This is a genomic window from Brumimicrobium aurantiacum (assembly GCF_003402975.1).
GTDB classification, from domain to species: domain Bacteria; phylum Bacteroidota; class Bacteroidia; order Flavobacteriales_D; family Crocinitomicaceae; genus Brumimicrobium; species Brumimicrobium aurantiacum.
This window is the reverse complement of record NZ_QURB01000003.1, coordinates 221,021-245,878: the sequence shown is the minus strand read 5'-3', so window position 1 is coordinate 245,878 and position 24,858 is coordinate 221,021. Positions and strand designations below refer to the sequence as shown.

Genomic DNA, 24,858 nt, shown 5'->3' with positions numbered 1-24,858 from the left:
AATCTATCTAATTATACTGTTTTTCGTAATAAGTTTGATATTCTCCTGAAATAACACCCTGAACCCACTTTTGTTGTGTTAGGTACCAATCAACTGTATTTTCTAGTCCTTCCTCAAAAGTGATTGACGGTTTCCAACCTAATTCTTTTTCCAACTTAGAAGCATCAATTGCATATCTTCTATCGTGACCTGCTCTGTCTTTGATAAACTTAATTTGTTTGGCTGTTGTTCCTTCTGGACGCTCTAATCGTTGATCGATTATTGCTGCCAATCGTTTCACCAAATCAATATTCGTCCATTCATTCAATCCTCCAATATTATAAGTCTCGCCATTTTTCCCTTTATGGAAAATTAAATCAATGGCATTGGCGTGATCCTCAACCCAAAGCCAATCTCGGATATTTAAACCATCTCCATAAATTGGAAGGTCTTTCCCTTCTACGGCATTATGAATCATTAATGGAATTAGCTTCTCAGGAAACTGAAAACTACCATAATTATTTGAACAATTTGAAATTCGAATATTCAATCCATAAGTATGATGATAAGCACGAACGAAATGGTCAGAACTTGCTTTTGAAGCTGAATAAGGACTTCTTGGATCATATGGTGTTGTTTCTTCAAAAAGCCCTTCTTCACCTAGGCTACCATAAACCTCATCTGTGGAAATATGATAGAACACATGATTGTTTAAGTCAGACCAATTTTCTCGACATACATTCATTAGGTTCACAGTACCCACAACATTTGAGAGAACAAACTCCATCGGACCAGAAATAGAACGGTCTACATGAGATTCAGCTGCCAAATGAATAACATCAGAAATATCATATTTTGAAAACACTTCTTTTAAATCTGATTCACTGCAAATATCTCCTTTGAAAAAAGTGTAGTTTTCTTCTGATTCAATCTCCTTTAAGGTCTCTAAATTACCCGCATAGGTTAACTTGTCATAGTTAATAATATGATATTCAGGATAACGTCTCACCATTATCTTCACCACGTGAGAACCAATGAACCCTGCACCACCAGTGATTAAAACTACCTTCTTAAATTTTTCTTTATTCATTTTATAATGTGTTTATCTATTCTTGACCTGTGAAATCCGGTTAAACAGAAATGATAATGGATTCCGTTGACCTAAAGATATAACAATATTCAATTTATATAAAAATACAGCACTGCCATTATGCGAAAAATTATTAATAAGAAATACTTCTCTTACATAAAAAAAGCCCCATTTCCATGAGGCTTTCAATTACTATCGTTCTTAAACTTCTTATAAACTCCAATATTCTAAATCTTGGATTTGGCCTTTAAAGACTCCTTTAATATCAACAAAAACACCTTTTCCATCTTTTAGGTATTTCTTAAAATCATCTTCCGTTAATCTTGCATATTCTGCATGATTTACTGCTACAATTACAGCGTCATATTCTTCTCCCGTCTTATCTGCAAGCGCTACACCATATTCTTGCATCATTTCATCTGACGATGCAAAAGGATCGATTAGATCAACTTCTACAGAAAATGATTTAAGTTCATTCACCACATCAATAACCTTTGAGTTTCGAATATCACTCACATTTTCTTTAAACGTTGCCCCCATGATTAAAACTTTTGCCTCATTCATGTTTTTTCCTTGAGCAATCATTTTTTTCACAGTCTGCTTTCCAATATAGAATCCCATTGAATCATTTACTGAACGACCACTATTGATTATTTCAGCATGATAGCCAACTTTTTTTGCTTTATAAGTTAAATAGTAAGGATCGACTCCTATACAGTGACCACCTACCAAACCTGGTTGAAATGGCAAAAAGTTCCATTTTGTTCCAGCAGCTTCTAATACTTCATATGTATTGATTTCAAGCTTATCAAAAATCTTTGACAATTCGTTAATCAATGAAATATTCACATCACGCTGTGTATTTTCAATAATTTTTGCGGCTTCAGCCACCTTAATAGTAGAGGCTCTATGGACACCAGCTTCTACAACTTCTTCATAAACTTTTGCTATCTCCTCTAATGATTCAGCTGAGTCTCCTGAAACTACTTTCACTACATTTTGAAGTGTGTGAACCTTGTCCCCTGGATTGATTCTTTCAGGAGAATACCCTACACTAAAATCAGTTTCAAAATTCAATCCTGATTCCTTCTCTAATACAGGAATACAATCTTCTTCTGTACATCCAGGATATACAGTAGATTCAAAGACTACATAATCTCCTTTTTTGAGCACTTTTCCAACTGTAGAGGAAGCTCCTAAAAGTGGACCAAGGTTTGGTTTATTTGAACCATCAATTGGAGTAGGAACTGCGATTACAAAAAATGTAGCTTCGCTTAGATCCTCCAAATTAGCTGAAAACTCAATAGTACAACCTTCAAAATCTGAAGATTCTAATTCTTTACTTGGATCTATATTATTCTTCATTAACTCAACCCTGTCTTTGTTAATATCGAAACCGATAACATCCATCTTACGAGCGAATTCTAAGGCTATAGGTAAACCTACATAACCTAAGCCAATAACAGCTAATTTCGCTTCTCTATTTATTAATTTCGTGTGAATTAAATTGTTCATCTCTTACTTTATAAATTCTTTCTATAATTTCAACAACCTTTAATCCCTCTAAAGCATTAGTGGTTGCTGTATTTCTTCCTTTTAATGTATCCACTACGTTCTGTATCACATAATGATGATTTGCAGCCGAACCTTTGTAAGCTCCATAATCATTCCCTGGATTTGTAGGCGGCAGTTTTGGCATTTTATAATTTTCAATATTACATTCTACAACCTCATTCATGTACTGACCACCAATTTTCACAGAACCTTTCTCGCCAATTATGGTAATAGATGATTCCAAGTTTTTATTGGCAACCGCTGTTGAGTAATTAATTGCCCCCATTCCACCTTGAATGAAATCAAAACTTACAAAACCTGAATCTTCAAAATCTGTATTATCTTGATGTGTAAAATCAGCAAATTTTCCCTGAATATTTTTGATATCCCCAAAAAGCCAATACATAATATCAACAAAATGAGAGAATTGAGTAAACAAGGTTCCTCCATCTAAATCTTGTGTTCCTTTCCAACCTCCCTTCTTATAGTAACGATCGTCTCTGTTCCAATAACAATTCAGTTGAACCATAAAAGTTTTTCCTAAAACGCCTTCATCAACAATTGATTTAATCCATTGCGATGGAGGAGAATAACGATTTTGCATCACACAAAAAACATGCTTTGACATTTGAAGAGATTTAAAAATAATTTTCTCACAATTGTCCTTCGTCAAACCCATTGGTTTTTCACAAACAACATGTTTATTTTCTTCTAATATTTGAATACTTTGCTCAGCATGTAAACCATTAGGCGTACAAATACTCGCAATATCAAATGGAATTTCTGAAGCAAGAAAATCTGCTATCGATTGATAAAAAGGGACATTAAAATGATCGATATCAAGCTCTTCTTTTGGTTTAATATCTATCAAAGCAACTAGTTCAGACTCCGAGTTCTCACGAATCATTGTGGCATGACGCTTTCCGATATGCCCAGAACCAATAACTACAAATTTTATCTTGTCTTCCATCATTCGATTATATTTTCTTCACTTTACCGTCCACAAGTTGATATTGCTCTTTACTTTCTTCACAAATAGCAATATTATTTTCATCAAACTCCAAACGGTGACCGAATTCGCTCATCCAGCCCATTTGTTTTGCAGGATTTCCTACCACTAAGGCATAAGGTAAAACTTCTTTTGTTACTACAGCTCCAGCCCCTATAAAAGCATATTCTCCTATATTATGACCACATACAATAGTTGCATTAGCTCCAATAGAGGCGCCCTTTTTTACTATCGTTTTGCTGTATTGTCCTCTTCTATTTACAGCACTTCTTGGGTTTATTACATTAGTAAACACCATAGAAGGACCTAAGAAAACATCATCTTCACATTCAACTCCAGTATAAATAGAAACGTTATTTTGAACCTTTACATTATTTCCCAAAATAACATCTGGTGAAATCACTACATTCTGTCCAATATTACACGACTCTCCTAAAGTACAATTCGGCATGATGTGGGAAAAATGCCAAACTTTAGTGTTCTTTCCTATTGAACAACCTTCATCTATTACTGCTGTTTCATGTGCAAAATACTCCATCTTAATTTATGTATTTTTCAAAATTATTGTGGTCCTTGTGGAATAATTCCTCTTCTGATAATTGTTTAAAATAATCATAGGTTATCTTTAACCCTTCCGATCTTTGGTATTTCGGTGTCCAATTCAGCAACTCTTTAGCTTTTGAAATGTCTGGTTGACGTTGTTTCGGATCATTTATTGGCAGATCTTTATAAACCACCTTTTGTGTTGTTCCTGTCAATTTAATTATTTCTTCTGCGAAATCTCCAATTGAAATTTCATCGGGATTACCGATATTAATAGGCGCTGTATATTCTGAATGAAGTAGTCGTACTATACCTTCCACTAAATCATCAACATAACAAAAAGATCTTGTTTGACTCCCATCACCAAAAACGGTTAAATCTTCACCTCTAAGTGCCTGACCAATAAAGGCAGGTAAAACACGACCATCATTGAGTCGCATCCTTGGTCCGTAGGTGTTAAATATTCGAACAATGCGTGTTTCTAATCCATGATAGGTATGATATGCCATGGTCATCGCTTCTTGAAACCTTTTGGCTTCATCATAAACTCCACGAGGACCGATTGGATTAACATTTCCCCAATAATCTTCTGTTTGAGGATGAACTTCAGGGTCTCCATAAACTTCTGAAGTAGAAGCGATCAATACTCTTGCATTTTTTACACGTGCCAATCCTAAACAATTATGAATACCTAAAGATCCTACTTTTAAAGTTTGAATTGGTATTTTTAAATAATCGATTGGACTTGCAGGTGAAGCAAAATGAAGTATATAATCTAGTTCACCAGGTACGTGAATGAATTTTGAAACATCTTGATGATAAAACTCAAAATTTTCCTTTGGAAAAAGATGTTCAATGTTTGATAATCGGCCTGTAATTAAATTATCCATTCCAATAACATGAAAACCATCTTTCACGAATCGATCACATAAATGTGAACCTAAAAATCCTGCTGCTCCAGTTATTAAGACCCTTTTGCTCATTTTGCTATACTTTTGGAATTATTGTTTGTCTCCCTATGGAGCTATAAAAAACACCTTTTTCACGAATATCATTCAAATTAAAGATATTCCTTCCATCAAAGATAATTGGTGATTTTAGCCTTGATTTAATTTCATTAAAGTCTGGATTTTTGAAAACAGACCATTCTGTAGCAATTAAAAGAGCATCTGCTCCATCAAGAACTTCATATTGATTTTTCGCATATTCGATCTTATCTCCAATTACATTCTTAACATTGTCAATTGCTTCAGGATCAAAAGCTGTAATTGTAGCACCACGTTTTGTTAATTCATCAACAAGATATAAGGCTGGTGCCTCACGAATATCATCTGTATCTGGTTTAAATGCCAATCCCCATAAAGCAAACTTCTTCCCTTCAATATCTCCAAAATGATCTAGAACTTTGTCTAAAAGCTTAATCCGCTGTTGATTATTCACATTGAGTACTGCATCTATAATTGAAAAGTTAAAATTATGATCGTTACCACTTTTCATTAATGCACTTACATCTTTTGGGAAACAGCTTCCACCAAACCCTATTCCTGGATATAAAAAACGGTGACCTATTCTGGTATCCGCTCCCATACCTTCACGTACACGATCAACATCAGCCCCTACAATCTCACAGAAATTTGCAACTTCATTCATAAAAGTGATTTTCGTCGCTAAAAATGAATTAGCGGCATATTTTGTAAGTTCTGCTGACTTTTCATCCATAAAAATTAACGGATGTCCATCTCTGATAAAAGGTTGATAAAGCTCATTCATAATTGTTTTGGCTTTTTCATCTTCCGTCCCTATCACCACACGATCAGGATTCATGAAGTCATCAACTGCAAATCCTTCTCTTAAGAACTCAGGGTTTGATACTACTGCAAAAGGAATATCGGTTTCCTCTCGAATAGCTGCGGATACCTGATCTGCTGTTCCAACAGGAACGGTAGATTTATCTACAATAACTTTAAATTCTTTTATGATTTTACCTAAATCTTTGGCTACTCCTAACACATAAGATAAATCCGCAGAACCGTCCTCTCCTGGAGGTGTTGGTAATGCCAGAAATATAATTTCAGCATCCTCTATTGCGGGCGCTAATTCAGTGGTAAACTTTAATCTTTCTTGCTTGATATTTCTTTCAAATAAAACATCCAAATGCGGTTCATAAATGGGTACCTCCCCACCTTTCATTCGCTCAACTTTGTTTGCATCAATATCCACACAGGTAACATTATTTCCTGTCTCTGCAAAACATGTTCCAGTTACTAACCCTACGTATCCAGTACCTATTACTGCAATATTTTTCATCCTTCAATAAACTTTTTAACTGTTGAACATATAAAATCTAATTGCTCCTTCTCTAATTCTGTGTGCATTGGAAGTGAAAATACACGCGTCGTTAACCAATCTGTATTCTCTAGGCTTCCACTTGAGGTTTCCAATGAAGCAAACATCTTTTGTTGGTGGGCAGGAACAGGGTAATAAATCATTGCTGGAATATCATTTTCACCCAAATAAGCCACCAAAGCATCACGATCGATATGATCGTCTAATTGAAGTGTGTATTGATGAAAAACATGTTTAGAGTTTTCTATACGATGAGGAATTGTTAAACCTTCAACATCGGCAAAGGCATTGTCATAATAATCTGCTGCAGCTCTACGTGCATCGATATATTCATCCAAAAGCCTTAGTTTAATTCTTAAAACAGCAGCTTGTATAGAGTCTAATCTTGAATTACACCCTACCATATCGTGATAATATCTTTTACTTTGTCCATGATTCGCTACCATAGCTAATTTTTCAGCAACAGCATCGTTATTAGTACACATTGCTCCTCCATCTCCATAGCATCCTAGATTTTTAGATGGAAAGAAACTTGTACAACCAACATCGCCAATTGTCCCTGTCTTTTTAACTGTTCCATCAGAGAAAGTATAATCAGATCCAATCGCTTGAGCATTGTCTTCTATCACTTTCAAATCATATTTTTCAGCAATTTTCATGATGGCTTCCATATCACAAGATTGCCCATAAAGGTGCACCGGAACTATTGCTTTCGTACGCGCGGTAATTGCAGCTTCAATTGCTTTAGGAGAAATATTAAATGTATCTTTTTCACAATCTACGAATACCGGCTTCAATCTCAACAACCCCATCACTTCTGTTGTTGCGATATATGTATATGAAGGAGTTATCACTTCATCCCCTGGCTTTAACCCCAATGCCATCATTGCAATTTGCAAGGCATCTGTTCCATTGGCACAAGGCACTACATGTTTTGCTCCAAGATATGTTGCTAACTCACTTTTAAAACTATGTACATCAGGACCGTTAATAAATTGAGCCTTCTCTAAAATATTATTGATTGATGATTGAACTTGTGGTTTTATTTTCTCATACTGGCTGACTAAATCAACCATTTGTATTTTTTTCATAAAGTCGGTATTTCACTTTTTATAAGTACTCGCAAAAATAACAAAAACTGACAATTAGATAGAATGTTCATCTAAAAAGCCTTGCCACATTCCATTAAAATCACTCTGTATTCTTCTCAACTTGTATTAAATGAAAAAATTGTCAACTTCAATTTAGTCACTAACTACGATTTTATTAAATTTGCGCCTTAAACCAATATTTTGCAAGCATGTTCGAAAATTTAACAGACAAATTTGAAAAAGCATTTAAAGTCCTCAAAGGACAAGGTCAAATCTCTGAAATCAATATCGCAGAAACGCTTAAAGAAGTGCGTAGAGCCTTACTTGATGCCGATGTTAATTTCAACACTGCGAAAGAATTTACAAAAACCGTAAAAGAAAAAGCACTTGGTAGAGATGTACTTAATGCTGTTTCTCCTGGTCAATTAATGGTCAAAATTTGCCACGAAGAGTTGATCGAACTTATGGGTGGTGATGAAACTGAGGTGAACTACCAAGGTAATCCTGGTATCATTTTAATGTCTGGTCTACAAGGATCGGGTAAAACAACTTTTTCTGGAAAACTTGCGAATTTCTTAAAATCAAAAAAAGGAAAGAACCCACTTTTAGTTGCTTGTGATGTTTACCGTCCTGCAGCAATCGATCAGCTGCATGTTTTAGGAGATCAAATTGGAGTTGAGGTTTATTCAAATAAAGAAGAAAAAAATCCTGTAAACATTGCCAACGCAGCAATCCAACATGCGAAAAGTAATGGAAACAATGTTGTAATCATTGATACCGCTGGTCGTTTAGCAATTGACGAGCAAATGATGTCAGAGATTTCTGATGTAAAAAATGCAATTAACCCATCTGAAACATTATTTGTGGTTGATGCCATGACAGGTCAAGATGCGGTAAATACTGCAAAAGCCTTTAATGAAAGAATTAACTTTGATGGTGTTATTCTTACAAAATTAGATGGTGACACTCGTGGAGGTGCTGCAATTTCAATTAAAGCAGTTGTTGACAAGCCAATCAAATTTGTTGGTACAGGTGAGAAAATGGACGCTTTGGATGTGTTTTATCCAAAACGTATGGCTGACAGAATCCTCGGAATGGGAGATGTTGTTTCATTGGTTGAAAGAGCGCAAGAACAATACGACGAAAAAGAAGCGCGAAGATTACAAAAGAAAATTAAGAAAAATCAATTCGACTTCAATGATTTCTTAAGTCAGTTACAACAAGTTAAAAAAATGGGTAACGTTAAAGACTTAATGGGAATGATTCCTGGAATGGGGAAAGCCATGAAAAATGTAGAAATAGAAGATGATGCATTCAAACACATTGAGGCCATCATATACTCTATGAGCCCAGAAGAGAGAGAACATCCTGAAATCATTAACCAAAGTCGTAAAAAAAGAATTGCCAAAGGAAGTGGTCAAAGCTTAACAGAAGTAAACAAACTCTTGAAACAATTTGGTGACACCAAGAAGATGATGAAAATGATGAGTAATAAGAAAAACATGGCCAACATGATGAAACAAATGAAAGGCGGAATGCCAGGGATGTAAAATTTTTTCAAAATTTTACAGTGTGGAGTTTGAGTGCCTAGTGAAGAGGCGAAATCAATAAGAAATATAGATACCAAAAAATCCTGAAAGTTAATTCTTTCAGGATTTTTTTCTTACAGCCTTTAAAAGCTTTAAATAAATCTTAAGTGTTTAATAAATAACATATTACAACTCACAAAAAGAATCATACCAATCAATAAACAAATCACATCTTTAAAGTATTTATTTTGAAAAACTGAAGTATTAAAACTAACTTAACACTCACGATCAATACTTTACAGACATGAAACTAATACAATCATTAATTATTTTTCTTTGCTGTCCTACAGTTATATTTACTCAAACTTTAAGACTAGCAATTCAAGAAAATGGTAAATCGGTATACTACGCTACAATTGAAAAAAACAATATCTTTTTCTCTACCAATTCAAAAAGTCATGTTTTTAATATGCCAGTAAAAAGTAACGACTTTATTACAATAAAACATGAATTATATGAAGACTATAGTTTTAGAATCAAAAAAAACTTAAGCAACAGTGATACGATTAACAAAATCATTCCATTAACCATTAAGTCAGGTAAGATGAAACTACAAACGCTTGATGAATTTACTATTACCAATTCTAAATACCGTGACATTTTTAATATTGAAGATGAATTTATCATTGACTATTACCCTTTTCCTCTCAATCGTTTCTTTGTTGTTTCTCGTATCGGAAGAAATCATTTTATTAAAATCATTGATACCAGTGGAGATGAAATATTGATGAAAGAACTAGTCATTAAACCTAAAGAAATATTCTTAGACGCAATTGGAAATTTCCACCTGATCACAAAGGATTCTGCATATCAAATTTACATAGAACAACACGAAATAAAGCTTATGCATCCCATTACTAAAAAAGACTTTGATATTGATTTGAAGAATCTAGTTACCTTAGGAACAGAAGGAGCATTTCACCAAAGTATTAGTAAACACAATCAAATGTACTCATTAACACGCATCATAAACAAGGAAATTAGCAATATCTACGAATCTTTTGACAAAGAAGGTTATGAAAACGCAGACTATCATTACCAAAGAGTCATTGATTATTATATGCTTTTCACACCTTTAAAAGACAATGTAATTGTGATGGGGATTTGGGATGGAGACTTAATGACTTTAAATAATTATGCTGCAAAAATGCTAGAGATGACCTCTTGGAGTGATAAAATAGCATCGAAACCATTGGATGTTTCGGCACATGGACTTCAAGACAAAATAATTATTTTAGATGCTGTTCGCGACAGTATATTTCAAATCGATAATCACGACTTTACAACAAAGGAAGTAGAAGCAAAATTTGAATTCACTGGAACGTATTTTAAAGACTACTTTTATGACAACATTTATATGTATACGAATGTCAAAGGAGAAATCTTAATTTCAAAAATCAATGTAGAAGATGGAACGAGCAGTAAAATTGCTAAATTGCCAAATATGCGTCAACCAAGAAATATTAAGGTAATCAATGACAAGGTCTATTTCACCAAACTTGAAGAAAGTAGATACAACCGAATCGTAACAGTCAAAAACTAAATATAATTACTCAACAACAATCTCCTCTAATCTAATCTCCGAAACAACTTCTAAACCATCATTTTCAAAAACCTGATCAACATTAAAATAATCATTCATTAAATTTTCTTTTGGCGCATAATTAAGGTAATCACGAAATTCTATCCCATCAACTTCAGTAATTTTATCTACAGCTCTAAATCGAATTCCGCCATCATTTGTAAAGTATTGATAAGCCAAATAATCTAATGCATAATCTTCAACACCAATCCAGTACAAGAAAATATCATGATAATCTTCTCCTCCACCTTCTTCATCAAATGTCACCTTAATCTTATAGTAATCTTTATTTTTAATTTGAACAGTATCTATTAAGTCACTATTCACTGCAGGATCTTTCAATGCTTTCGGCAAATACCCAAAGTAAAACACACTATTGATAGAGTTTTTATAGGCATTTTCTTTCTTCTTAGATAAATCTATTTTCTCATCATTTATAGTTCGAATTACAGAATCACCACGCCAAAGATCAACAATTCTATCCCCTTCATCATTCAAAAATGACCTTGACCTTTCCAACCCATCGCTACCTTGAACATATGCAAAATCAAACTTTCGAAATTTGAAGTAAATATCACTTTGATTTATTTTCTCAACACCGCTTTTCCGATACACACTATCGATAATAGCTTCAACATTTTGAGGTTTTACTGCTACAAACTCATCTGCGGACTCTTCCTTCACTTCATCTGGTTTTTCAGCACATGATACGACCAACAAAAGACTTGTAAATATTAAAAGTAACTTATTCATGATTATAAATTTTCATTAATTTTTCAGCTCCTTCAAAGGATGAAATCCTACCTTCAATCACCTCTTTTTCTACAACTGCTATTTCATTAACCAACCGTTCAGATGAATAAAAGTTCGACATCAAGGTATCAGTTATCGTTTCATGCAACCAATACTTGTCTTGTTGCTTTCTATTTCGACCAAATGAACCATTGATCCTAGTATGATTCACAAAACTTTCAATTGTATCAAAAGTCTTTTCAATATTATACTGCTCTAATGCAGACGCAACCAACGTTTTGGGAATCCAACCGTTTTCATTCGCTGGAAAAAGGTGAATAGCATTTTCATATTCTTTTTTTGCTCTTCTAGCCTTAATCAGATTATCTCCGTCAGCTTTTGTCACAATTAATGCATCAGCCATTTCCATGATTCCTCGTTTAATTCCCTGAAGCTCATCTCCAGCACCTGCTAACATTAAGAGCATAAAGAAATCAACCATAGATTTAACCATCGTTTCAGACTGTCCTACTCCTACAGTTTCAATTAAAATAAAATCAAATCCTGCCGCTTCACACAGTATTATTGACTCCCTGGTTTTTCTAGCTACTCCACCTAAGGATTTTCCAGCTGCTGAAGGACGTATAAAAGCATTTTCTAGAACAGACAGATCATTCATCCTAGTTTTATCTCCTAATATACTTCCTCCACTCTTCTCTGATGATGGATCAACCGCCAATACAGCAATTTTATACCCTTTAGCAACAACAAGCTTTCCAAAAGCTTCAATAAAAGTACTTTTACCAACTCCTGGAACGCCCGTAACTCCAACTCTAATAGATTTACCAGAATGTTTCAAGCAGCTATTGACTAATTTCTGAGCTTCCTCCTGATCACTTTTTCGATTACTTTCAAGCAATGTAATTCCACTACTCAACGCTTGTAAATCTCCTTTAATGATACCAGAAAGTAAATCGTCATGATTTAAAGAATTTCTTCTTTTACGACGCTGCTCTTTCCATTTAGCCAATTGCTCTTCATTCATATTTCAACGCTCTTTTATACTGCAACATCATGCTCTCTCAACGCATCATTTAACGATGTTTTAAGATCTGTACTTGCTTTTCTTTTTCCAATAATTAAAGCACATGGAACTTGGAAATTCCCAGCACTAAACTCCTTTGTATATGAACCTGGAATCACAACACTTCTTTCTGGAACTTCTCCTTTTATTTCTATTGGTTCATCACCAGTAACATCAATAATTTTTGTTGATTTTGTTAACACAACATTTGCTCCCAAAACTGCTTCTTTTCTTACACGAACCCCTTCAACAACGATACATCTTGAACCAATGAAAGCGCCATCTTCAATAATCACTGGTGATGCTTGTAAAGGCTCTAAAACTCCACCGATACCAACTCCACCACTCAAGTGAACATTCTTTCCTATTTGTGCGCAAGAACCTACAGTAGCCCATGTATCCACCATCGTTCCTTCATCTACAAAAGCACCGATATTTACATAAGAAGGCATCATGATAACGCCTTTTGAGACATAAGCTCCATAACGCGCAACAGCATGCGGAACTACACGAACACCTAGTTCTTTATAATTCTTTTTTAACGCCATTTTATCATGAAACTCAAATGGACCAACCTCAATTGTCTCCATTTTTCGAATAGGAAAGTACATCACAACGGCCTTTTTCACCCACTCGTTCACTTGCCAACCATCTTCAACAGGTTCTGCCACTCTTAAATCACCTTTATCCAAACCTTCAATTACTGCTTCAATCGCCTTAACTGTTGCATCATCCTTCAATAAAGAACGGTCCTCCCAAGCTTTTTCAATTATATCTCTCATTATTAAATATTCTTTTTAACAAATATAAGAGACTTCAACTGAACTTCGATAAACATTGATTCAAAAAGGCAGCTCAAATTCTATTTGAACCTAAAAAGTGTTAAAAAACGGGGTCTTTTAATAAAAATAAATCTAATAACCAACTTTTTTAAGAATAAAACGTTATATTAATAGAGGTGAATTTTAAAAGAGTTTTGAGAATTATAAAATTTCCAATAATAAATAATAAATAGGACAAAAAAATGAGACAATTAAAGATTAGCAAACAGGTTACCAATAGAGAAACCGCTTCATTAGACAAATACCTAGTTGACATTGGTCGACTTGAACTAATTACAGCACAAGAAGAGGTTGAATTGGCCCAACGCATTAAAGCCGGAGATCAGCGCGCTTTAGACAGATTAACGCGTGCTAATTTACGTTTTGTTGTTTCTGTAGCTAAACAATATCAAAATCAAGGATTGACACTTCCAGACTTAATAAACGAAGGAAATGTTGGATTAATTAAGGCCGCCAAAAGATTTGATGAAACTCGAGGATTTAAATTTATTTCCTATGCAGTTTGGTGGATTCGTCAATCTATCCTTCAAGCATTAGCTGAACAAGCAAGAATTGTAAGACTCCCTTTAAACAAAATTGGTTCGATTGGAAAAGTAAATCGTGCTTACTCCGATTTAGAACAAAAATTAGAACGTCCTCCTTCAGCTCAAGAATTGGCTCACCACATGGAAATGCCTTTAAAAGACATTAAGCACGCTTTAAAATCCAACGGTAGACATGTATCAATGGACGCTCCTTTAAAAGAGGGAGACGAATCAAGCTCTAACATGTATGACCTATTAGAAAATGACAGTTTGAAAGGTCCAGAACAAGACCTTCTACATCAATCATTACAAAAAGAAATTAACCGCTCATTGAGCACTTTAACATTAAGAGAGGCCGACGTATTAAAGTTATACTTTGGATTGGACGGACATAGACAAATGAGTTTAGATGAAATCGGTTTTCGTTTTGACTTAACAAGAGAACGCGTTCGTCAAATCAAAGAAAAAGCTGTTCGTCGTTTAAAACATACTTCAAGAAGCAAGATGCTAAAATCATACCTAGGATAAAACCAACTTTTATTATTTATTTATTTGTAAACGTCATTGATACAATATGTAATCAATGACGTTTTTTTTTGTGACATATTCTTCCTAACATAAATGACCTAAACCTAATTCACAATAAATCAAATACCTCTTTAACTTTTTCAAAAATTCAGACTCAGTTATGAAGCAAAAGACTTTAATTTCTATTATTTTTGTATCATGAGCGATTATATTGTTTCAGCAAGAAAATACAGACCCCAAACCTTCGATACGTTGGTGGGCCAAAGCAATATTTCTACAACTTTAAAAAATGCAATCAAAAACGATCAGTTGGCGCAAGCGTTTTTATTTTGTGGATCACGTGGTGTTGGTAAAACATCTACAGCTAGAATTTTAGCAAAAACAATCAATTGTTCGAACAGAACTGACAAATTAGAAGCTTGTGGAGAATGTGATTCTTGTAAATCCTTTGATGAAGGTCAATCTTTAAATGTATATGAACTGGATGCCGCTTCTAACAATAGTGTAGACGACATTAGAGCATTAATTGATCAAGTAAGGGTTGCTCCTCAACTTGGTGACTACAAAGTATACATCATTGATGAGGTGCACATGTTATCTACGGCTGCCTTCAACGCTTTCTTAAAGACTTTAGAAGAGCCTCCAAAACATGCGATTTTCATTCTTGCAACAACTGAAAAACATAAAATTATACCCACAATTTTATCTCGTTGTCAAATTTTTGATTTTAATAGAATTCAAATTTCTGATATTGCAGATCATCTTCAAAAGATCTCTGTAAACGAAGGAATTGATGCGGAAAGTGAAGGTTTACACCTAATCGCTCAAAAAGCAGATGGAGCCTTACGTGATGCACTATCTATTTTTGATCAAATTGTAAGTTTCACTGGAAAAACTTTAACTTACCAATCAGTAATTGAAAATTTAAATGTTCTTGATTACGATTACTACTTTAGACTTGTAGACTACGCATTACAAGAAGACATCACCAATAGTTTATTATTATATCACGAGATTGTAAACCATGGTTTTGATGGTCACCAGTTCATTGTTGGTCTATCAGAGCATTATAGAAATCTTTTGGTTGGTAAGAATCCTAAAACACTAAATTTATTAGAAGTTGGTGATTCTATCAAGGAAAAATACAAAGAGCAAGCAGGGACCATTGATGCGAAACACATTATGAGGGCCTTAGGAGTAATTAGCAACGCAGACACAACTTATAAATCTGCCAAAAACCAACGACTTCTGGTTGAGTTAACACTAATGCAATTGTGTTCCATTAAAAGTGAGCAGGAAAAAAAAAAGCCTTAACTGACCCTGTTAAGATTATTCCTTTTAAAGGGCAAAATGAAAAAAAGGCTTCAAAAAAGAATAAAGCCAATAGTCCTGCACAATCAGCAAAACCTGTAAAAAGGACTCCTATAACTTTAAACAAGGAAGCGAAGAAACTAAGTTCTCCAACCAAGAGGCTTAACAATTCTTTTTTGGGCATCAACGACATGATGAACCAAGCCAAACAAAAGAAGAAGGAAGTCAAAAAAGAAGTTAATGACAATCGTCCAACAGATGCGTTCTCCATTGATGATTTAAGAATGACATGGAGAAAATTTGCGTTTAAAGCTAAAGAAGAAGGAATGGGAACATTGTATACTGCAATGGTAGGAAATGACCCTGAAATCGGTAAAAACTATCTTGTTCGACACCGTGTTGACAACGATGTTCAGCTTGGTTTTATCAAAAACAATGAGACAACGCTTGTTGGTTACCTTAGAAAAGAACTCAACAATTGGTCAATCAAACTAGAAGTATTTGAAGAATCTGTTCAAGGAGGAAAATTATACTCTAGTAAAGATAAATTTAACGATATGGCCGAGCGAAATCCTCATTTAAAAACACTTCGACAAAAATTTAAGCTAGACATTGATTTTTAGCACAACATTTTTCATTGTAGTTATTAATCAAATAAGTATATTTGCACCATCGAAAGATACCAAGAAATAAACACGATTAAAAAAAATAAAAAATATTCATTATCCGTCGTGTTTAATTCATAAATTATATGTAATATTGCACCCCAATTTCGGAGAAGAATAAAATAATAGTCATGGATTTAATAAAAGAAGTTCAAAACGAATTTTCAACAGCACAAGAAACACCAGCTTTCGGAGCAGGAGACACAATTGCTGTATCATATAAAATTAAGGAAGGTGAAAAAGAACGTATTCAGCAGTTTACTGGTGTTGTTTTACAACGTCGTGGATCTGGTACTACAGAGACTTTCACTATTCGTAAAATGTCAGGTGGAATCGGTGTAGAGCGTATCTTCCCTGTTACATCACCATTCATTGAAGAAATTAAAGTTCTTAAAAATGGTGCTGTACGTAGAGCGCGTATTTTCTACTTCCGTGAAAGAACTGGAAAAGCTGCAAGAATTAAAGAGAAAAGAAGATTCTAAACCTCTTTATCTAAAGATATATCTAAGGACTTCCATTCATTTGGTAAGTCCTTTTTTCGTTATATAAACTTTTTATGAAGCGAAAGTCTGTTTCCCTATTCACCCTTCTGATTTTAATTGGAGCATTCCTTTTAATATTATGGAATACCATGCAATTCAACAACAATAACCAGTTTAATCAGCCAATCCCTACAAATTATAAAGGTTTTGGAATTGATGTTTCACACCATCAAGGTCAAATAAATTGGGACACATTATTATCAAGAAAAGTTACACCGCAAATTCAATTTGTTTACCTGAAAGCTACTGAAGGAATAAATCATGTTGACAGGGAATGGGATTATAACCGAAATAAACTTTTAGATCTAGGAATAAAACATGGGGCTTATCATTTTTTCAGACCGAATATCGACCCGGTGACCCAAGCGAAACATTTTTTAAGTAACTATAAACCTCTGGAAAAAGATTTAACCCCTGTTCTGGACGTTGAAATAGAAGGACAAACTGATGATGTTTTACTCCAGGATGTTGCTCTATTTTTATCAACAATAGAAAAACAAACAGGGAAAAGACCAATTATTTATACTTCGTTTCATTTTTATAGAACAAAGTTTCAGGATAGCTTTTTGAATTATAAATTCTGGATTGCTGCTTATTCAACACCTTTTGTTTTACCAAAAGATGAACGCATTCTATATTGGCAATTTACTGATCAAGCGGACCTACCTTTTCATCGAGGAGTTAAAGTTGATTTAAACGTAAGTCGAATTAATTTCGATACAGGAGTTAATCAAAAATAACTGAGAGTAATGTTTCACTTTTATCTTCAGTTTCTTGAAGTTCATTAGCAATATTCGAGGACAAAGTAATTCCCCCACCAACATATAATGCAAAATGTTTCTTCATTACCTGCATACAACGCAAATTCACATAAACTGATAATGCATCACTTTTCTTTTGCCCAATAATCCCAGTATAAAAAGATCTTTCATGAGGTTCATTTCTCAAGATGTAATCTCTAGCCAAATCACCTGGAGTTCCACATACAGCCGGAGTTGGATGAAGTGACTGTAGTAATGCATTCCATTTTTCTTTGTCTAAAGAAAACTCAAAATCTGACTGCAAATGATAAACAGCACCTTTCTGTACTGTTTGAGCTTTAGTGACACTCAAATCACCTGGTGATTGTTCTTCTATTTTTTGCTGAATGTAGTCAACAACGTATTGCTGCTCTTCAAATTCTTTTTCAGTCCACTCCTTTTCTGCGGAAGATTTTGTACCAGCCAAAGCCATTGATTGCATTTTCTGCTCATTGCCCGACAAAAGAGTTTCAGGTGTAGCCCCCATCCAAGAACCAAATTGTTCATCACTTACAAAATAAACCAAGGCTTGTTTTTGATAAGCTTTACACAAACGAACAAACACATCATTTAATTCCACATCTGCTTCCCTATCAACCAATTTAATACGAGAAAATATGGCTTTTTCAATTCCAAACATTTCAAAACCATCGATAAAATACTGTAGACCATTTAGGTATGCTTTCTCATTGGCTACAAAAATTTCGTCATCATGACTAAATGAAAAATCGATATTACTCAAGTTTTCTAAAGTATTATGCTCCTTAAAATAATAGACTTTATCTTTTGTAAAATCTGTTATAAAAAAACAAGATTCAGGAATTTGATCTAAGGTAGATGCGATCCAAGACCCTTCAAAATATTGTATCTCTTCATTTGGAAACTGGTGTGCTAAAAATCCCATTTACGCTTTCTTTTGTGGTACAACCATTACTGTTAATCTCCCAGTACAAACTAAAGCACCAGTATCATTATCAGTCAAATCTACCTGCCAAACATGTGTTCTCTTCCCAGCATGAACAATCTTTCCATGCGCTTTTACTAAACCAGATGACATTCCTCCAACATGATTCGCATTGATTTCAATTCCAACAGGCACCTCTTTATCTAAATCTAAAAGCAAAGTAGATCCCATAGAACCAATACTTTCAATTAAAGCTGCACTTGCTCCACCATGCAACAATTTCATTGGTTGATGTGTATTCGCATTTACGGGCATAGTAGCGACAAGGTAATCTTCACCTAATCCAACACATTCAATTCCTAAAGTTTCCATCATGGTGTCTTTACTAAAGGAATTAATAAAATCTAAGTCAACTTGTTTAAGCATATAATTGATTTTAAAAAGTTTTTAAATATTGAATAATGATAAAACTCTCAAATTCTCTATTTATTACAGCATAAAAGTAATTACATTCGTATAAAAATTGTCAAAATGCTTCAAGAAAACGTAAATCTAAAAGAGTACAATACATTTAATATCTCTGTTCAAGCTAAAAATTTCGCAACATTTTCCGATGTAAATTCATTACAGCAACTTCTTAATGAGATTGATAAAGACAATTTAATGATTTTGGGAGGCGGAAGCAATGTGCTATTTCAAAAAGATTTCGAAGGAATTATATTACGTAATGAGATCTTGGGAATTGACCTAATTGAAGAATCTAATAATGATGTACTTTTAAAGGTTGGTGCAGGCGAAACTTGGCATGAATTTGTACTCTACGCGATCAATAATAATTACGGAGGAATAGAAAACCTATCGTTAATTCCAGGAAGTGTAGGCGCAAGTCCAATGCAAAACATAGGTGCTTATGGAGTTGAAATAAAAGATGTTTTTCATTCATTAGAGGCTGTCGAAATTCAAACAGGAAAAATAAAAACCTTTACTCATGAGGAATGTCAATTTGGATATAGAGAAAGTGTTTTCAAAAAAGCTTTAAAAAATCAATACATCATCACTTCTGTAACCTACAGACTTAGCAAAAACCATATTTTGAACACCAGTTATGGAGCAATTGAAACCGAATTAAAACTTCAAGGTATACAGAACCCGACAATTAAAGATATTAGCAATGCTGTAATTACAATACGACAATCGAAATTACCAGATCCAAATGAAATTGGTAATGCAGGAAGTTTTTTTAAGAATCCTGTAATTTCGAAAAAGCAATATGACAAAATAAAAGAAGAGTTTCCTACAATTCCTTGCTATGCGGTAGATGAAGAAAATGTAAAAGTACCTGCGGGATGGTTAATTGATCATTCTGGTTGGAAAGGCAAAACATTTGGGGATTACGGGGTTCACAAAAAACAAGCCCTTGTCTTAGTTAATTATGGAGAAGCAAGTGGTTCAGAAATTTATAAGCTTTCATCAGAAATTATAGAAGATATTTCTACTCGTTTTGGAATAGCATTAGAAAGAGAGGTAAACATCATAGAATAGGCATGCTTCTTCAAGAAATATAATCTCAGTATTTAATTAAAAAATAGCTTTTTAAACAATCCAACGTTTAATAAAACCTATAATAGAATGCCCTAATCTGTAAAAATCAGCTATCTTTGCAGGATATTAATATCAGCTTTGCTTATTATTAGTTGAAAAAAAATATTTATGGCTAAAGACATATTTGAAAAAATAAAAGGAAATAGAGGTCCAATTGGACAGTTTGCGAAAGGAGTACATGGTTATTTTACTTTCCCAAAGTTAGAAGGAGAAATTGGAAATAAAATGTTATTCCGTGGCAAAGAATGCCTCGTATGGTCAGTAAATAACTACTTAGGTTTAGCAAATCAGCCAGAGGTAAGAAAAGCCGATGCTGATGCAGCTGCTGAGTGGGGAATGGCTTATCCAATGGGATCTAGAATGATGACTGGTCAAACCAACGAGCACGAAGCGTTAGAGAACGAGATTTCTGACTTCATGCAAGTAGAAGACACAATTTTATTGAACTTTGGTTACCAAGGAATGGTTTCTGCAATTGATGCATTAGTTGACCGTAACGACGTAATCGTATACGATAGTGAATCTCATGCATGTATTATGGATGGAATGAGGTTGCACGCTGGAAAACGTTTCGTATTCCAACACAACGACATGGAAAGCTTTGATAAGCAAATGGCACGTGCATCGAAATTAGTAGAAAATACTGATGGAGGAATCTTAGTTATTACTGAGGGTGTATTTGGTATGGCAGGAGATCAAGGAGACCTTAAAGGAATCGTTGAATTCAGAAAGTCTGGTAAATACGACTTTAGACTTTTCGTAGATGACGCTCATGGTTTCGGAACAATCGGAAAAACTGGAATGGGTGCCGGAGAAGAGCAAGGAGTTCATGAAGAAATCGATGTATTATTTGGAACTTTTGCAAAATCAATGGCTTCTATTGGTGCCTTCATTTGTGCTAAAGAACAAATCATTGAGTACATGCGTTACAATATGCGTTCTCAAATGTTTGCTAAATCTCTTCCAATGCCATTGGTTGTAGGTGCACGTAAACGTTTAGAGTTATTAAGAACTCAACCAGAACACAAAGAAAATCTTTGGAAAATTGCATCAGCACTACAAAAAGGATTGAAGGAAAACGGATTCGACATTGGAGTAACGAACTCTGCTGTAACTCCAGTTTTCTTGCAAGGTAACCTTGCTGAGGCAACAAACATGACATTTGACTTACGTGAGAACTATAGTATCTTCTGTTCAATTGTAATTTATCCAGTTGTACCAAAAGACACAATCATGTTGAGATTAATTCCAACTGCTGCACACACACTTGATGATGTAAATCATACTATTGAAACTTTCAAAATTGTAAAAGAAAAGTTAGACAATGGTGAGTATAAAGCAGAAGAACTTGCAAACGTAGAAGTTGACAAATAATTAAAAGTATAGGCGCTATCAAGAGTCTACATTTGTTACCTTCGTTAATATAATTAAGTGCCATTCGTTTTACGGATGGCATTTTTTATTATTGAAACAACAACTACTTATATGAAAACTGAATTTAGAAAAGCAAATCAAAAAGACAGTCCAGTAATATGGAAAATCTTAAAGCAAGCTATTGAAAGAAGGAAAAAAGACGGTAGTAATCAATGGCAAGACGGCTACCCAAATAAAGATGTAATTTCATTAGACATTCAAAAAGAAGTGGGATATGTCTTATTATTAGAAAATGAAGTCGTAGGTTATTCTGCCATCCTCATCAATGATGAACCTGAATACAACAATATACAAGGTGCATGGATTACAAATGAAGGTTTTGTCGTGTATCACAGAGTTGCTATTGCAGAAGAACATATCGGAAAAGGTTTAGCGAAAGAATTGCTAAAACACATTGATGAATATGCCATCCAAAACAACATCATGAGTGTTAAAGCTGACACGAACTTTGACAATCCTGCTATGCTGAATCTTTTTAAGAAAAATGGATACAAATATTGTGGTGAAGTTTTCTTTAGAGGTACACCTAGAAAAGCTTTTGAAAAGATTCTAGAAGTTTAGTCACTTCATGGAAACAAAAAAAAAGCAGACAATACTGCCTGCTTTTAATCTATATTTTTGAATCAATTATACGCGCTCAATAATTGCTGCATAACCTTGACCAACACCGATACACAAAGTAACCAAAGCATATCTTTTTTGTGTTTTTTGTAATTCAATAGCTGCAGTTTGCAGAATTCTAGAACCTGTCATTCCAAGTGGGTGACCTAATGCAATCGCACCACCATTTCTATTCAGTCTAGGATCATTGTCAGCCAATCCCCACTCACGTGTACAAGACAACGCTTGTGCAGCGAATGCTTCATTCAATTCAATGATGTCCATATCTTCCATCTTCAAACCAGTTCTTTTCAACAATTTGTTTGTAGCATAAACAGGACCAATTCCCATAATTCTTGGCTCAACACCTGCAACGGCAGCTCCAACAAAACGTGCCATTGGTTTTAAATCATGGTCCTTTAATCCTTGATCACTGGCTAATAACAAAGCTCCTGCTCCATCATTTAATCCTGAAGAGTTACCTGCTGTTACAGAACCTCCATCCTTTTTAAATGCTGGTCTTAATTTACTTAAAGTTTCAACCGTTGTACCTGGTCTAAAGAACTCATCTTTATCAAAAATCAATGATTCTTTCTTTCTTCTTGGAATCTCTACAGCTACAACTTCTTCAGCCAATCTACCATTAGCCCAAGCTTCTTCCGCTTTTTGTTGTGACCATGCAGCAAACTTATCCTGATCTTCACGTGAAATTCCATATTTAGTAACTAAATTTTCTGCGGTTTGTCCCATTCCATCAGTTCCATACACTTCATGAAGTTTAGGATTAATAAATCGCCACCCAAATGAAGAATCGTATAATTTTGCATCACTTCCAAAAGGAGCAGCTGATTTACTCATTACCCATGGACCACGTGTCATATTCTCAACTCCACCAGCTAAATAAACATCACCTGCACCATCTTTAATTGCACGAGCAGCAGTTACTGCAGAAGACAATCCTGAAGAACATAGGCGGTTGATCGTTTCACCTCCAATTGAATGCGGTAATCCTGCCAATAAAAGCGACATACGCGCAACATTTCTATTATCCTCACCCGCTTGATTTGCACAACCAAAAATAACATCTTCAATTGCATTAGGATCTAATGAAGAATTACGTTCTACGACAGTTTTCATTACCAAAGCTGCCATGTCATCTGGACGAATTGTCGAAAGTGATCCACGAAAACTACCTATTGGTGTTCTAATTCCATCTACAATATATACTTCTTTACTCATTTGCTTGATTATTTTGAATGCTAAAATAAGAACAATTTTAGAGAATATATACATAGTTTATACTTCACTATACGAAGTCGATTACAAAAAAGACCAATAAAGGTTAAGATTTATTTCATTCCAATTATTTATTTTAAATTTAAGAACGCTAAAAACAAAAACTATGATAAAACGCAAAACAATCTTTGTTGGAGTGTGTATTTTTGCTTTTTCGACACTTGGTTTCTCCCAAGAACTCACCGAAAAAGAACAGGCATACATGGACTCCATCAATGCAGAAAATGCCCAAAATGAAACTACCGCAGCAAGCCAAGAAGCCTACAACAAAGGCATTAGCTTATTTGAACAAAAGTCCTATATAAAAGCCATTAATTCATTTGAAGAATCAATAAAGTTGGACCCTAATTTTACTGCGGCTTATTATAACAAAGGAATTTCAGAAAACGAAGCGAGACGTTTCGACCAAGCGGCAAAAACGTTAAGCCTTTTATTAGAAAAGGACCCTAGTTATTCAAAAGCTTACTTTCAAAGAGCTAGAGCATTTCAAGGCTCAGGAGAATACACAAAGGCCGAACTAGATTATAAAAAGTCAATTGAAATTGATCCAGAAAATCCAAATGCATATTACAATTATGGAACACTTCAATTTTTACAAAAAGATTATGACAAAGCTATTCAGTCTTTTACTACAACAATTGAAAAAGGAGGTAATTTAGCATACGCATATAATGATAGAGCAAGTTGCCACAGAATGAAAGGTGATTACGCCAAAGCTGTTTCTGATTATGAACAAGCACAAAAAAAGAATCCTAATCTAGCCTTTGTTCTCAATAATATTGGAACGACAAAACTTAAAATGGAAAATTTTGATGGAGCTATGGCAGCATTCAATCATGCAATTTCCATTGACAAAAACTTTCATTTAGCCTACAATAATCGTGGTGCTGCACAAATGGATAGAGGAAAGTTAGATGAAGCACTTGCTGACTTTGAAAAATGTATCGCTGTAAACAATAAATATGCTCCAGCCTATACAAACATTGCAGCTGTAAAATACAAAAAGGAAGATTATAAAGGAGCTAAAGTTGCGGCGGATAAAGCGATCAAGCTTGATAAGGATTATGCTTCAGCTTATGTCAATAGAGGAATGATTAACGAAATGCTACGCGATATGAATGCTGCTTGTGAAGATTGGCAAAAGGCCAAAGAATTAGGCTCTGAAAGTGGAGAACAGTATGCATCACAAAATTGTGGATTCTAAAAATGAT

24 protein-coding genes are annotated in these 24,858 nt (G+C 34.4%); 11 read left to right on the top strand and 13 right to left on the bottom strand.

What is annotated here, in order from left to right:
• Positions 1–7: 7 nt before the first annotated feature.
• The 7 genes from rfbB to DXU93_RS06885 form a co-directional block, all read right to left on the bottom strand.
• Entirely contained in the window at positions 8–1,069 is a 1,062-nt protein-coding gene (gene rfbB / locus DXU93_RS06915) for a dTDP-glucose 4,6-dehydratase (protein ID WP_116880544.1), read from the bottom strand.
• Positions 1,070–1,279: 210 nt separating this feature from the next.
• Positions 1,280–2,584: a nucleotide sugar dehydrogenase gene (locus DXU93_RS06910; RefSeq protein ID WP_205679239.1), complete on the bottom strand. Its 1,305-nt coding sequence runs from the start codon at positions 2,582–2,584 to the stop codon at positions 1,280–1,282.
• A complete protein-coding gene (locus DXU93_RS06905; protein ID WP_116880543.1) occupies positions 2,550–3,596 on the bottom strand; it encodes a Gfo/Idh/MocA family protein in 1,047 nt (348 codons plus the stop codon). Before DXU93_RS06905 ends, DXU93_RS06910 begins: the two co-directional genes overlap by 35 nt.
• Positions 3,597–3,600: 4 nt before the next feature.
• On the bottom strand, positions 3,601–4,170 hold the full coding sequence (locus tag DXU93_RS06900; RefSeq protein ID WP_116880542.1) for an acyltransferase: 570 nt from the start codon (positions 4,168–4,170) through the stop codon (positions 3,601–3,603).
• A 1-nt stretch (position 4,171) separates the two neighbouring features.
• On the bottom strand, positions 4,172–5,158 hold the full coding sequence (locus DXU93_RS06895) for a UDP-glucuronic acid decarboxylase family protein (RefSeq protein WP_116880541.1): 987 nt from the start codon (positions 5,156–5,158) through the stop codon (positions 4,172–4,174).
• A gap of 4 nt (positions 5,159–5,162) precedes the next feature.
• Complete coding sequence (locus tag DXU93_RS06890) at positions 5,163–6,482, bottom strand: UDP-glucose dehydrogenase family protein (protein WP_116880540.1); 1,320 nt, start codon at positions 6,480–6,482, stop codon at positions 5,163–5,165.
• Positions 6,479–7,612 (bottom strand): DegT/DnrJ/EryC1/StrS family aminotransferase, encoded by a 1,134-nt coding sequence (locus DXU93_RS06885; RefSeq protein ID WP_116880539.1) that lies wholly within the window; start codon positions 7,610–7,612, stop codon positions 6,479–6,481. The genes DXU93_RS06890 and DXU93_RS06885 overlap by 4 nt, the downstream gene beginning before the upstream one ends.
• A 209-nt stretch (positions 7,613–7,821) precedes the next feature.
• On the opposite strand from DXU93_RS06885, the gene ffh reads away from it, so the two are divergent.
• On the top strand, positions 7,822–9,162 hold the full coding sequence (gene ffh / locus DXU93_RS06880; protein WP_116880538.1) for a signal recognition particle protein: 1,341 nt from the start codon (positions 7,822–7,824) through the stop codon (positions 9,160–9,162).
• Between the two features lie 283 nt (positions 9,163–9,445).
• Positions 9,446–10,744, top strand: coding sequence for a hypothetical protein (locus DXU93_RS06875; protein WP_116880537.1), 1,299 nt, complete (start codon positions 9,446–9,448; stop codon positions 10,742–10,744).
• Positions 10,745–10,750: 6 nt separating this feature from the next.
• Here the strand turns inward: DXU93_RS06875 and DXU93_RS06870 are convergent, their stop codons facing one another.
• Genes DXU93_RS06870 through DXU93_RS06860 form a run of 3 tightly spaced genes read right to left on the bottom strand, consistent with a single transcriptional unit; the run spans position 10,751 to position 13,381 of the window.
• Positions 10,751–11,536: a DUF6503 family protein gene (locus tag DXU93_RS06870; protein WP_116880536.1), complete on the bottom strand. Its 786-nt coding sequence runs from the start codon at positions 11,534–11,536 to the stop codon at positions 10,751–10,753.
• A complete protein-coding gene (meaB, locus tag DXU93_RS06865; protein WP_116880535.1) occupies positions 11,529–12,560 on the bottom strand; it encodes a methylmalonyl Co-A mutase-associated GTPase MeaB in 1,032 nt (343 codons plus the stop codon). Before meaB ends, DXU93_RS06870 begins: the two co-directional genes overlap by 8 nt.
• Positions 12,561–12,574: 14 nt before the next feature.
• On the bottom strand, positions 12,575–13,381 hold the full coding sequence (locus tag DXU93_RS06860) for a 2,3,4,5-tetrahydropyridine-2,6-dicarboxylate N-succinyltransferase (RefSeq protein ID WP_116880534.1): 807 nt from the start codon (positions 13,379–13,381) through the stop codon (positions 12,575–12,577).
• 242 nt (positions 13,382–13,623) lie between these two features.
• On the opposite strand from DXU93_RS06860, the gene DXU93_RS06855 reads away from it, so the two are divergent.
• From DXU93_RS06855 to DXU93_RS06830, 5 genes are all read left to right on the top strand, one after another.
• Positions 13,624–14,493, top strand: a complete 870-nt coding sequence (locus DXU93_RS06855) for a sigma-70 family RNA polymerase sigma factor (protein WP_116880533.1) — start codon at positions 13,624–13,626, stop codon at positions 14,491–14,493.
• A gap of 198 nt (positions 14,494–14,691) precedes the next feature.
• Positions 14,692–15,807 carry a DNA polymerase III subunit gamma/tau gene (locus DXU93_RS06850; protein ID WP_116880532.1) on the top strand — a complete coding sequence of 372 codons (1,116 nt, stop codon included), beginning with the start codon at positions 14,692–14,694 and terminating at the stop codon, positions 15,805–15,807.
• Positions 15,808–15,980: 173 nt separating this feature from the next.
• Positions 15,981–16,427 carry a hypothetical protein gene (locus DXU93_RS06840; protein ID WP_123776071.1) on the top strand — a complete coding sequence of 149 codons (447 nt, stop codon included), beginning with the start codon at positions 15,981–15,983 and terminating at the stop codon, positions 16,425–16,427.
• 173 nt (positions 16,428–16,600) lie between these two features.
• Entirely contained in the window at positions 16,601–16,951 is a 351-nt protein-coding gene (gene rplS / locus DXU93_RS06835; protein WP_116880529.1) for a 50S ribosomal protein L19, read from the top strand.
• A gap of 74 nt (positions 16,952–17,025) precedes the next feature.
• Entirely contained in the window at positions 17,026–17,751 is a 726-nt protein-coding gene (locus DXU93_RS06830; protein WP_116880528.1) for a glycoside hydrolase family 25 protein, read from the top strand.
• Here the strand turns inward: DXU93_RS06830 and DXU93_RS06825 are convergent.
• The gene (locus tag DXU93_RS06825) at positions 17,738–18,715 is read right to left on the bottom strand and encodes a chorismate-binding protein (RefSeq protein WP_116880527.1); all 978 of its coding nucleotides are present in this window, start codon (positions 18,713–18,715) and stop codon (positions 17,738–17,740) included. The two genes, DXU93_RS06830 and DXU93_RS06825, sit on opposite strands and share 14 nt — an antisense overlap.
• Positions 18,716–19,141 (bottom strand): PaaI family thioesterase, encoded by a 426-nt coding sequence (locus DXU93_RS06820; protein WP_116880526.1) that lies wholly within the window; start codon positions 19,139–19,141, stop codon positions 18,716–18,718.
• Positions 19,142–19,246: 105 nt separating this feature from the next.
• Between DXU93_RS06820 and murB the strand changes: the two genes are divergently transcribed.
• The 3 genes from murB to DXU93_RS06805 all read left to right on the top strand — a co-directional run bounded on the left by murB (position 19,247) and on the right by DXU93_RS06805 (position 22,312).
• Positions 19,247–20,257, top strand: a complete 1,011-nt coding sequence (murB, locus tag DXU93_RS06815) for a UDP-N-acetylmuramate dehydrogenase (protein ID WP_116880525.1) — start codon at positions 19,247–19,249, stop codon at positions 20,255–20,257.
• Positions 20,258–20,425: 168 nt separating this feature from the next.
• The gene (locus DXU93_RS06810; RefSeq protein ID WP_116880524.1) at positions 20,426–21,691 is read left to right on the top strand and encodes an aminotransferase class I/II-fold pyridoxal phosphate-dependent enzyme; all 1,266 of its coding nucleotides are present in this window, start codon (positions 20,426–20,428) and stop codon (positions 21,689–21,691) included.
• A gap of 111 nt (positions 21,692–21,802) precedes the next feature.
• Positions 21,803–22,312 (top strand): GNAT family N-acetyltransferase, encoded by a 510-nt coding sequence (locus tag DXU93_RS06805; protein WP_116880679.1) that lies wholly within the window; start codon positions 21,803–21,805, stop codon positions 22,310–22,312.
• A gap of 66 nt (positions 22,313–22,378) precedes the next feature.
• Here the strand turns inward: DXU93_RS06805 and DXU93_RS06800 are convergent, their stop codons facing one another.
• Positions 22,379–23,590: an acetyl-CoA C-acyltransferase gene (locus DXU93_RS06800; protein ID WP_116880678.1), complete on the bottom strand. Its 1,212-nt coding sequence runs from the start codon at positions 23,588–23,590 to the stop codon at positions 22,379–22,381.
• Between the two features lie 163 nt (positions 23,591–23,753).
• Between DXU93_RS06800 and DXU93_RS06795 the strand changes: the two genes are divergently transcribed.
• Positions 23,754–24,851 (top strand): tetratricopeptide repeat protein, encoded by a 1,098-nt coding sequence (locus DXU93_RS06795; RefSeq protein ID WP_116880523.1) that lies wholly within the window; start codon positions 23,754–23,756, stop codon positions 24,849–24,851.
• Positions 24,852–24,858: the final 7 nt, after the last annotated feature.